6 protein-coding genes are annotated in these 11040 nt (G+C 65.5%); 4 read left to right on the top strand and 2 right to left on the bottom strand.

Annotated features, from left to right (window positions below):
• Positions 1-196: 196 nt before the first annotated feature.
• The 4 genes from F604_RS13450 to F604_RS0110545 are packed head-to-tail and all read left to right on the top strand — an operon-like array spanning position 197 to position 9629.
• On the top strand, positions 197-5704 hold the full coding sequence (locus tag F604_RS13450) for a DEAD/DEAH box helicase (protein WP_019551614.1): 5508 nt from the start codon (positions 197-199) through the stop codon (positions 5702-5704).
• A 10-nt stretch (positions 5705-5714) separates the two neighbouring features.
• Complete coding sequence (locus F604_RS0110535) at positions 5715-7706, top strand: 3'-5' exonuclease (RefSeq protein WP_019551615.1); 1992 nt, start codon at positions 5715-5717, stop codon at positions 7704-7706.
• Complete coding sequence (locus F604_RS0110540; RefSeq protein WP_155984179.1) at positions 7703-8338, top strand: hypothetical protein; 636 nt, start codon at positions 7703-7705, stop codon at positions 8336-8338. The genes F604_RS0110535 and F604_RS0110540 overlap by 4 nt, the downstream gene beginning before the upstream one ends.
• Positions 8325-9629: an argonaute/piwi family protein gene (locus F604_RS0110545; RefSeq protein WP_026329128.1), complete on the top strand. Its 1305-nt coding sequence runs from the start codon at positions 8325-8327 to the stop codon at positions 9627-9629. Before F604_RS0110540 ends, F604_RS0110545 begins: the two co-directional genes overlap by 14 nt.
• A gap of 7 nt (positions 9630-9636) precedes the next feature.
• On the opposite strand, the gene F604_RS12210 is transcribed toward F604_RS0110545, so the two are convergent.
• Positions 9637-10608 (bottom strand): hypothetical protein, encoded by a 972-nt coding sequence (locus F604_RS12210; protein WP_420804990.1) that lies wholly within the window; start codon positions 10606-10608, stop codon positions 9637-9639.
• Positions 10609-10782: 174 nt separating this feature from the next.
• The coding region (locus F604_RS13120; protein WP_019551618.1) for a hypothetical protein at positions 10783-11040 on the bottom strand (258 nt) is incomplete at its 5' end.

An 11040-nucleotide genomic window follows, 5' to 3' on the forward strand; every position in this document is an offset into this window, starting at 1 on the left:
CCTTTTCCTTTGTGGCCCAAGTTCTAGCCCGGGAGGGCTTGCCTCCCACCTGGGTGGCCAGGGTGGCAGCGTGAAGGGCCTCGGAGTGAATAACCGAAAGGGGGGTCATAGCCTTTTTAGCATGACAATACGGACCCTTACCCTCGTGTGATATATGACCACCCCAACCCGAAAAAGCCCCCATAAACTGTGGGTGATGGCTCTTCAACTCCAAGCATTCCACCTGGAACCCCATTATTGGTTCGCCCAGGTCCTCCCCCGCCTCATCCAGGGGGAAAGCCTGGACTGGAGCGGGGTTGCCGAGGCGGACCCCGAAAGCCTCAGGCCCCTTTTCCAGCCCCTCCTAGCCCTGGAGCTTTCCCCGGAGGAAGCCGCCCGCCGCCTGGGGCTTGCCACCATGCCCGGGGCTCTGAGGTCCTGGGTGGCCTCTCTTCTGGGGCTGGGGGAGGTGGTACTGAAGGGCACTCCGGGCTTCCGGGATCCTTTCGGCCAGTTGGAGGCTATTCAGCAAAGCTTCCGTTCCTACGCCGAGAGCTTCGTCACCCCTCGCAACCCCGAGATCGCCCAGTTCCTGCGCAGAGGCGTGGAGGAGGAAGACCTCCTATGGCGGGAGCCCTTCGTGGCCCAGAAAAGGCGCTACCGCCTGGGAAAGAGCGTGGAGGCGCTCATCCGGGAAGGCCTTCTGCCCCCGGAGATACGCCCCCTTCTCCGGCGGAACCCGGAGAACTTCCAGGACCTAACCCCCTTCCACCCCTATGTGCACCAGGAACAGGCCCTTAGAGCGGCCCATAACGGCGAAAGCTTCGTGGTGGCCACGGGCACGGGCTCGGGCAAGAGCCTGGCCTTCGGCATGCCCATCCTGGCCTACGCCCTAAGGGAGAAAAGGCCCGGCATCAAGGCGGTCATCGTCTACCCCATGAACGCCCTGGCCAACTCCCAGTACCGGGATTTCGCCCTTAGGCTCCACGGCTCCGGCCTGCGCATCGCCCTCTACACCGGGGAAACCCCCTACAGCCGGGAGGAGGGGCGGGCCCTGAGGGAGCGCCTGGCCCTGGAGAGACCTGTGAGCGACGCCGAGGTCTTGAGCCGGGAGGAGATCCGTCAAAACCCCCCGGACCTCCTTATGACCAACTACGTGCAGCTGGAACTCCTCCTCACCCGGGGGGAGGACCGCTACCTCTTTCCCCCAGAGCATAGGGGGGTTCTGCGCTACCTGGTCCTGGACGAGGTGCACACCTACGCGGGGCTTAGAGGAGCGGACGTGGCCCTTCTCATCCGCCGTCTGCGCCAGCACACGGGGACCACCAGGACCCTCCAGACCATCGGCACCTCGGCCACCGTGGACCGGGGCGAGGAAGCCATCCGCCGCTTCGCCGAAAGCCTCTTCGGCGTTCCCGTTACCCGGGTCATCGGGGAGACCCTCGAGGACCCCCCGCCCCTGGACTTTTCCGCCCTTCCCCCAGAGCTCAAGGCCCAGGTGGCGGAAAGGCCTGGAGGTGAGGAGCGGGTAAGGCGGGTGGTCTTTTTCCTGGAAAAAGCCCTAACGGAACCCCGGACCCTAAGGGAGCTGGCGGAAACCCTGGCCAAGGAGGAGGGAATCCCCCAGGACCAGGCCCAGGCGGAGGTGCGGCTTGGCCTGGAGGTGGGGGCGGCCACGGGCTACCTGGTGCCCCGGATTCACGCCTTCTACGCTCAGGCCCCGGACCTCACCGCTCCTTTGGACCTGAAGGCCTTTTCCCTCAAGGGGGAAAGGTTCTTGGAGGGCAAGCCCGCCTATCCCGTGGTCTTCTGCCGCAACTGCGGCCAGGAGTACCTGGTGGCCCGCCTGGAAAACGGGGTCTACGCCCCCGGCCCCTCCCTTATGGAGCCCAGCCGCCACGGGGTCCGGTACCTGCGCCCGGGCTTTTGGGACCCGGAAAAGGAGCCCCTCCCCGAAGACTGGCTGGACGAGGGCCAGGTGAAGCGGGACAAAAAGGACCTGGTGCCCCAGAACCTTCTTCTGGACCCCTTCACCGGGGGGCGCTCCGAGGGCGGGCTTCCCTTTGCCGTTCTCCCCTATCCCTTCCAGTTCTGCCCCACCTGCCAGGTGGCCCACTCCCGCCGGGGCGGGGAGATCAGAAAACTCTCCGCCTTCGGCCTGGTGGGCCGCTCCACGGCCACGGACCTCCTCCTCCTCAGCACCCTGGCCACCCTGCCGGAGGGGGAGCGCAAGGTCATCGTCTTCACCGATAACCGCCAGGACGCCGAGTTCCAGGCGGGCCACTTCCAGGACCTCTTCCGCAAGGCCTTCTTCCGCCAGACGGTCCTGGAGGTGCTGGAAAAGGGCCCTGTGTACCTCTCCCAGCTGGGCGAGGCGGTCCACCGGGCCTGGGGCCGGGAGGGAACCCAGGACCTCTATGACCCCTACAGCCCCGAAGGCGCGGCCTACCGGGAACTCCTCTCCCTGGCGGGGGTCCTCGAGGCGGCCCGCAACACCCAGCCCCACCTCAAGAACCTGGAGGCGGCGGGCCTGGTGCGCTACACCTACCGGCACCTGGAGGAGCTCTTGAAGGACGAGGCGCTTTGGGAGGGAATCAGCGCCCCTGCCGAGGTGCGCCGGGACTACCTGGTGGGCCTTCTGGACCTGGTGCGCCGCCGGGGGGCCATCCGCCACCCCCTCCTCAACCCCTACGAGTTCCGCTACCGGGTGGAGGAACCCCTGGCCGCCTACCCCCAGGAGGTCTTTGTGGACCCCGTGGGAGCCGCCATCCTCCTGGAGGCCCGGGCCTTCCAAAGCCCCCGTTTTGGCCACACCTTCCGCCTTTACGGGGAGAAGCGACCAAGCCTCTTTGAGGCCTGGACCATGCGGGCCCTCCTCCTTCCCCGGGAGGAGGCCCACCTCTTCCTCAAGCGGGTCATCGGAGCCTTGAAGGCGAAGGGCGTCCTCGTCTCCTGGGAACTTCCCGCCTGGGGCCGGGAGAAGGTCTTGGGGTTGGCCCTCTCCCCTTCCGCCATCCTCCTGGAGAAGACCGAGGGGCGCTTCCTCTTCTGCCCCCGGAGCACCTACACCGGTTACCTCTACGCCCTCCGCCTCTCCCCGGAGTACCCCGCCCAGGCCTTGGAGGAGCGGGAGATCCACCCCTTTTACCGGGAGCTTTACCAGAGGCGGGTCTTCCCCCTGGCCCTCGAGGCCCGGGCCCACTCCGGCCAGGTCCCGGGGGAGGAGAGGCGGAAGCTGGAGGAGCGCTTCCGCAACCCCCAAGACCCCTTGAGCGTCCTGGTGGCCACCCCCACCCTGGAGATGGGCATTGACATCGGGGCCCTCTCCTCCATCTTCCTGCGCAACATCCCCCCCTCCCCCGCCAGCTACGCCCAGCGCTCGGGCCGGGCGGGAAGAAAGGGCCAGCCCGCCCTTATCCAGGCCTTCGCCGGGGCCCAGGGGCACGACCAGTACTTCTACCGCTTCCCGGAGAAGATGGTCCGCGGCAACATCCAGGCCCCCCGCTTCCTTCTGGACAACAAGCGGCTCCTCAAGGCCCACATCCGCGCCCTGGTCCTGGAGGTTCTGGCCCAGGAGGGCTTTTCCCTGCCCGGGAAGATGGCCCAGGCCCTGGACTACGAAGACCCCCGCCACCTCTTTCCCCTCCGCCCCGCCTTCCGCCAGGACCTGGAGGAGCGCCTCTCCCGCCACCGGGAGGAGGCCCTGAGGGCGGTGAAGGAGGCCTTCGCCAAGGAGATGCGGGACTTTCCCTGGCTGGATGAAGCTTTTGTCCGGGGTGTCCTCGAGGGCTTCCTCGTGGACATGGAGGCCGAGCTAAAGCCCTGGCAGGAGGCCTACCTGGATGCCCAAAAGCGGTACACAGAGTACGCCGTCCGCCTTCAGCACATGGGCCCTAGGCACGGAGGGCGGGAGGAGGTGAAGCGGGAGGTGGAGCGGGCCGACCGGGAGCGCCAGCACCTGGTGGACATGGACTTCCGGGGCTACCTGGAAAGCCGGGGCTTTCTGCCCAACTACGCCTTTGGCCGGGCCACCACCTGGGCCGAGCTCCACACCCCCCAGGGGGAGGTGCGCACCCTGGAGAGGCCCGTCTTCATCGCCCTCACGGAGCTGGCCCCGGGCAACAGCCTCTACTACGGGGCCCGCCGCTACCACCTGGAGAGGCTCGCCTTCCTCCCCAAGGAGGAGGCCCTGCGTCCCGCCAAGGCCTGCGCCTGCGGCCATGTGGAAGAGGCCCAAGGAAGCCCCACCTGCCCGGTGTGCGGCCGGGACCTCGCGGCCACCCCCCCTTCCCTCTTCCTGGCGCCACCCCCCGTTCTGGTGGGCTTCCCCAGGCGGCGCATCAGCAGCGAGGAGGAGGACCGGGCTCGCCTGGGCTACGAGGTGGAGTGGCACTGGCGCAAAAACGCCCCCAAGGTTTTCCGCCACGGAAACATCCGCCTTCTTTACGAACATAACGCCCAGGTGGTGGCCCTCAACAAGGGCCTCAAGGCCTGGTTCCTGGAGGAAGAGGAGGAAAGCCCTATTGGCCCAGGCTTCGTCTACTGCCGCCAGTGCCGCCGGGTCCTCCTCACCAAGAAGGAGCTGGAGGAGCACCCCTGGAAGGAGGGCAAGGCGGGACGGTGCCCCATGGGGGGGACCGAGGGGGACCTGAGGCGGGGGCTTGTGCTGGAGGCCCGGGCGGAAAGCGACCTCCTGGCCCTCGAGGTCCCTCTGCCCTCAGACCTGGACAAAAGGAAGGCCCCCTCCTTTTACAAGAGCCTCCTGGCCGCCTTGCGCAAGGCCGCCCTCGTCACCCTGGAGCTTTCCGAAGAGGAGCTCTTTGGCTTCCTCCAGCCCACCCCCGATCCCTCCGTCCCCTACCGGGTGGTCCTGGTGGAGGGGCAGGAGGGGGGGCTGGGGGCCCTGGCGGCCTTGGCGGAATGGCCTCCCACGGAAGAGCCCCACCCCTTCCACGAGCTGGTAGAAACCGCCCTCCGGCTCATGCACGAAGGTGAGGAGGGGTGCGAACGGGCCTGCTACGACTGCCTCATGGACTACGGCAACCAGCCCGACCACCCCTATTTGGACCGCAACCTGGTCCTGCCCCTTTTCGCCGAACTTCGGAAAGCGGTCTTCGCCTCCGAGTCCCCAGGCGAGGAGGACCCCCACCTGGCCCAGCTCTTGATGGCTTGTGAGAGCGATCTGGAAAGGCGGTGGCTTCGGGAGTGCCGCCTGCGGGGTCTGCCCCTGCCAGACCGGGCCCAGCACACCCTCCAGGTGGGGGACACCTTTACCCGCTTTGACTTCTTTTACGACCGGGGGGTGGGGGTCTACGTGGACGGCCCCTCCCACGAAGACCCCGAACGGGCCCGAAAGGACCGGGAGCTCCGCCAGCGCCTCACCCTTCTTGGTCTTCCCTACGTGGTCTTCCGCGACGGGGAACCCTGGGACGAGGCCTTCGCCGAGCTAGGCCGGCTTCTTGGGGCTGGGTCCCGTGAGGGCTGGGAGGAGGCCTTGGAACTGGTAGATGCCGCCTACCGGCCGCTCCTCGAGGGGCTTCGCCGCCTGGGGCTTCCCCCGCCGGACGAGGTGGGGGAGGACCTGGTCCAGGAGGGCCGGATCGTGGGCCAGAGCATTGCCCGCTGGGGCGGGAAGCGCCTGGTGCCCCAGGGCCTCGAGGGGTTCGGCCTCGTGGTCAAACCCCACACGCCCCCGGAGATGGTGGCGGCGTACTTGAAGGGGTAAGGGGGTGTCCATGAGTGTGGCCATCGCGGACTCTTTTTACAAAAGCCTTGCAAAGCTCACCAGGGAAGAGCAGGACCGGGTGCGGGAAACCGTCTTCACGTTCCTGCAGAACCCCAGGCATCCCAGCCTTAAGATGCACAAGCTGGAAAAACTTAAGACCAAGGGGTTCTGGTCCCTCTACGTCAACATGGACCTCCGCATCATCCTTTACGAACACACCCAGGTAGGGTTCATTTTGGCGTACGTGAACCACCACGACGACGCCTACCGCTGGGCCGAGAACCACCAGGTGGAGGTCCACCCCAGGACGGGGGTTCTTCAGATCTTTCGCGTGGTGGAGGAAACCAGGGTGGTGACCCGGGAGATCCACCCCCTCCTCAACTACCCCGAGGACTACCTCCTGGACCTAGGAGTGCCCCCCTCCTACATCAAGCCCCTTCTCCTCGTGGAAAACGAGGAGGAATTTGAGGAGCTTCTTTCCGGCTTGCCCCAGGATGTCCAGGAGAGGCTCCTGGACCTATATGCGGGCAAGAAGGTGGTGCCGCCCCCCAAGGTGAGCACCCTGGAGGACCTGACCCGCCACCCCCTTTCCCGGCAGCACCTGCAGTTCATCCAGGACCTAGACGAGCTCCGCCGGGCCCTATCCTACCCATGGGAGCGGTGGATGGTCTTCCTCCACCCTGCCCAACGGGAGGCGGTGGAACGCACCTTCCAGGGGCCAGCCCGGGTCACGGGAACCGCTGGCACGGGCAAGACCGTGGTGGCCCTCCACCGGGCGGCCCTCCTGGCGAAGCGCTACCCCGGGGAGCCCATTCTCCTCACCTCCTTCAATCGCTTCCTTGCCGCCCGACTGCGGGCTGGGGTCCGCCTCCTCCTTGGGGAAGTGCCGCCGAACCTCACGGTGGAGAATCTTCATAGCCTGGCTACCCGGCTTTACGCCCAACACTTCGGACCTACCCAGATCGCCACGGAGGAAACCTACCTTCCCTGGCTCAGGGAGGCCGCCCCGGACCTGGCCTACGAGCCTGAGTTCCTGCGCTCGGAGTTCGCCTTTGTGGATAGCTTTGGTTTATACCAGTGGGACCTATACAAAACCTTCCCCCGTAGCGGCCGGGGCGTACCCCTCACCGCTAGGGAGCGGCGCAGGCTCTTTGATGCTTTCCAAAAGGTCTGGGAAAGGATGGAGGATGAAGGGCTTCTCACTTTCAACCGGCTCCTGCACCGCCTTCGTGCCAAGGGGGAAGCGGGTGAGCTTCCCCGCTTCCGGGCGGCGGTGGTGGACGAGGCCCAGGACCTGGGCCCCGCGGAGCTCCTCTTCCTGCGCGCCCTGGTAGAAGAGGGTCCGGACAACCTCTTTTTCGCCCTGGACCCCGCCCAGCGGATCTACCGGGGGCCCCTTTCCTGGCAGGCCTTGGGCCTCGAGGTACGGGGCCGTTCCATCCGCCTCAAGGTGAACTACCGCACCACCCGGGAGATCGCCCGGGCCGCCGAAAACCTCCTCCCCCCCGAGGCAGAAGAGGAGGTGCGGGAGGTCCTTTCCCTTCTCCGGGGTCCTGAGCCCACGATCCGGGGCTTCGCTGGCCAGGAAAGCTGCACCGCCGATCTGGTGGCTTGGGTGAGAGGCCGCCTGGACTTTGGCTTCCTGCCCGAGGAGATAGGGGTATTGGCGAGGGTGTGGGACCTGGCCAAACACCTCCGGGACGCATTGGAGGCTAAAGGCATCCCAGCCACTCTCCTTTCCGATAGAGAGGAGCAAGGGCAAGGGGTGCGGGTGGGTACGGTACACAGCGCCAAGGGCCTGGAGTTCCGAGCGGTGGCCGTATACGGGGTCAACCACAACCTCTTCCCTTTGGAGTCCTTGCTGAGGAAGGCCCCTTCGGAAGGGGATCGGGAAGCTTTGGTGGAACAGGACCGCAACCTCCTCTACGTGGCCTTTTCCCGCGCCCGCGAACAGCTTTGGGTAGGATACTGGGGCGAACCGAGCCCATTTTTAGGAGGGTGAGCCCGTTGCACGAAGTCAATCTCTTCCCCCTTCTTGTCAGCCCGGATGCTCTTCGGGTCTATCGGTACCATCACCGAGCGCCCCAGAAGTTTTTAGCCTACCTGCGAGCGGAGGGCTTTTACGCCGAGATCCGTGGAGAAGAGGTCTGGGTCTACGGGGTGGAGGACCCCCAGGCCCGGGCCCCTTTTCTTGGAACGCTCACACCACAAGGGGCAAAGGAAGCGGCCAAGGCCTTCAACGGCTACCTTCACCGCTTTCTCACCCAGAAGAGCTTTTACCGAAACGGCGGCGTGTGGTTTGACCCCGAGGACTATGTGGAAATAGCGGGCTACCTTGCCCTCGAGCCCAGGGTTCCCCTGGAGGTGCGCCTCCACCAGGGGTACTGGGTGGAGGCGGTGCGCCTCGGGGAAACCTACTTCGCCCTGGTGGATTTGGAAAAACGAGCGCTCACGAAAGCCACTCTGGCTGAGCTCGGAGGCGAGGTGCTCCAGCGTATCAAGGCCCTGCAGGAAAGTCCCCCCCTCAAGGCCTGGGTTCCCCACCAGAAGCGGAGCTTGCCCCTGGAGAAGGCCCCCCCCCGATGCCCACCTTTTCCTTCATCCCCAGGTGCTTTCGGAGATGGAGGCTCCTAAAGCCGGGGGCTCGGGCGTTCGCCGGCTCTCCCAGGACACCTTCTGGGAAAGCCAGTTCAACTTTAAGGACCTCGAGGACAAGGTGCGCCTAATCTTCCAAGGGGTACTGGACCCCAGGCCTTGGCGCATCCCCGCAGAACGCCTAGCCTCGGTGACCCACGGCGCCCTTCGCATGGGCCAAGGTTTGGGTCGCGAACCAAAGGAGGTGCTCCAAAAAGGGTTCTTCCGTCCTCCGGGGAGGGTTATCTTCCATCTGGTATTTCCCCACGAAATCTCTGTTTCCCTAAAACGCCCTGCAGGCCAGACCCCTTCCCACATCAAGTTCAGGACTAGGGCGGAACCGGAATGGCGGGAAAGCCGTTCCGCCTACACAAAGGAAGAGGTCTCACTGGACGCTCGGGAGCTTCTCCTTCGCCATTTCGTGGACGAAAGCCTACTAGAGCGGCGCTATGAGGGAAAACGCCTTCTCACCTTGACCCCTTCTTTCCCACGCTTCCTGGAGGTATGGGGGAGAATGGGGGCTTCTTTGGAGCTCCAGCTTCCCCCCCTAGTCTACGATCCCAAAACAGGCGAAGCCATAAAAGGGGGCCCCCTTCCTGCGGACATCGCCCTTCTCCTTGCGCCAGAAGAGGTGGCCTGGAAGGTCCTGCAAGAGCTGCACGCGGCCCTGGAGGTTTCCGCCCGGATCGTTCAATGGGTTAAACCCTCCACCCTCCTGGAACGACCGCATGTGCACGAGCTGGCCTATAACCTGGCCCGCAAGGCAGGCGGTATCCCCTTTTTGCTGGAGGGACTCACCCACAACGTGCTGGGCATCGTTCACACCCGGGATGGCTTCTTCTGGAAACTCCTCTCCCCGGAAGGGCGGCTCACCGATCAGGGTTGGGACCTGCCGCAAAGAACGCTTCCTTACCCGTTGGTGGTCCACTTCCGCGGAGGCGACGAGGCTCTAGAAGAGGTGCTCAGCTGGGCGCAGTGGCCCTTGGTCCGAATCAAGTCAACCCGCTTGCGGTTTTCCCAAAAGGGCTTACTCTTAGGCACCTACCTCCGGGCACTTCCGGAGTTAGCCTACCTTCACGCCCACCCTGGCCACCCCGGCTGGCCCAAGGCCCTGAGTGTGGAAGTAGTGCAGGGAAATCTGCGCTTGGAAGAAGCCGTGACTCAGGTTTACTGGCTTACCAAGGTGGCGGGGGGACTTTACCACCCAGGCGCCCTTCCCTTGAGCGTGGCCGACCCTGAGCCCACCGGCTTAGGGAAGGGAAAAGCCTTCGGGGAAAAGCGCTACCCGTGATACCCTTTTATGCTGAGTCCCTCGTCCTAGGCCACCAGTGGAAGAGGGTGTGCCGCCTGAGGGTCTCCGGGGCATTCTCCAGGACCCGGCACCGCTCGGCCACCACCTCCATCATCTCCTCCAGGTCGTGAAAGTACCGGTTCGCCACCGCCTCGTTCACCAGGGGCCACACCCGCTCCGCCGGCTGCAGCTCAGGACTGTAGGGCAGCAGGAAGACCAGGCGCACCCCCTCCGGCACCTCCCCCCGCCTCCCCAAAGCCGGTATCCGGCTCACCACCAGATAAAGCCCCCGCCCCTCCACCTCCACCTCCCTCCATCCCACCCCAAGCTCCACACCCCGGTACCTGCCCCCCACCCGCATCTCCACCTGACCCCGCCAACAGAGGGGAAGGGAAGAAGCCACCTCCCTCAGGGAATCCCCCTCCCTAAGCCTCTGGTCCCGGTACACCCGGACCACAAAGCCCTCCCCAAGCCCCAGCATCTGCCCAAACACCTTCCCGTCATCAAAGCCCCGGTCCGCCACATACACCAGCCTCCTGCCCACGCCCCCCAATCGCTCCCGGGCCGCCTCAATGGCTCCCTCCACCTCCTTGGGCAGGCTGGCAAACCCCCTCTCCCCGTAGGCCACCAGGTGGGCGTACCCCAGGGCCAGCCGCCCCGCGGGGTCCAACCCCAGGGCGGTGAGGAGCTCGTACCCGGGCCGCCTATCCTTCCCCACCCGGGCTATCCCCTCCAGGGCCCGGGCGTGGGGCTTGCGCACCGGGCTCAGGTCCAGGAAGACCAGGACCTCTTGCCCCTCCAGGGCCAGGGCGCTTTCCCAGCACACCCTCTCCAGGAGGGCCTCGGCCCCCACCCGGGGGTTGGCCAGGAAGCGGTAGAGGGCTTTGGCCTGGTGAAAGGGGCGCTGGAGGTGAGAGGGTAGGGTGGCCACCATCTCGCTTACCCGGGCGGAGCCAGCGGCCAAGATGCCCCGGCTCATCTCCTCCCAACGCCTGAAGAGCCGCTTATCAGGGGAAAAGGTCGGCGAACCGGGCCGTGAACTCGTGGAGCCTGCTCTCCGCGACCTTGAGCGCCTTCGTGGCCCAACCTCGGTTGCAAAATCCACCACAAGGCAGGATGTGGGTAAAGTCCTGCTGCAGTTACACCCAGGGCTTTACCCAAAACTCCTTCCTCGCCCTCCCTTAGCCTGCTTCAAGAGTTCTTGGGTGACTTCATAGTTGAGCAGGCGAACCAGGCCCCTCAGGAGCAGGTACGGACCATCCCTCTCGCTGGGCAGCCCCAGCTTGCCCCCGAGCTGCAAAAGAAACCCCTTGAACGGATCCCCCAACCGCTCAACTTCCCAAAGGAACACCGCCAGCCCCAGCAAAACCGCCACCACCTTCCGGATCCGGGCAAGCCCCCGCACCTGGAA

The sequence above is a fragment of the Thermus scotoductus DSM 8553 genome (assembly GCF_000381045.1).
Taxonomy (GTDB): Bacteria; Deinococcota; Deinococci; order Deinococcales; family Thermaceae; genus Thermus; species Thermus scotoductus.

Coding starts and splice junctions, on each gene's coding strand:
- F604_RS13450 (WP_019551614.1), top strand. CDS start 197: ATGGCTCTTCAACTCCAAGCATTCCACCTGGAACCCCATTATTGGTTC.
- F604_RS0110535 (WP_019551615.1), top strand. CDS start 5,715: ATGAGTGTGGCCATCGCGGACTCTTTTTACAAAAGCCTTGCAAAGCTC.
- F604_RS0110545 (WP_026329128.1), top strand. CDS start 8,325: ATGGAGGCTCCTAAAGCCGGGGGCTCGGGCGTTCGCCGGCTCTCCCAG.
- F604_RS12210 (WP_420804990.1), bottom strand. CDS start 10,608: ATGAGCCGGGGCATCTTGGCCGCTGGCTCCGCCCGGGTAAGCGAGATG.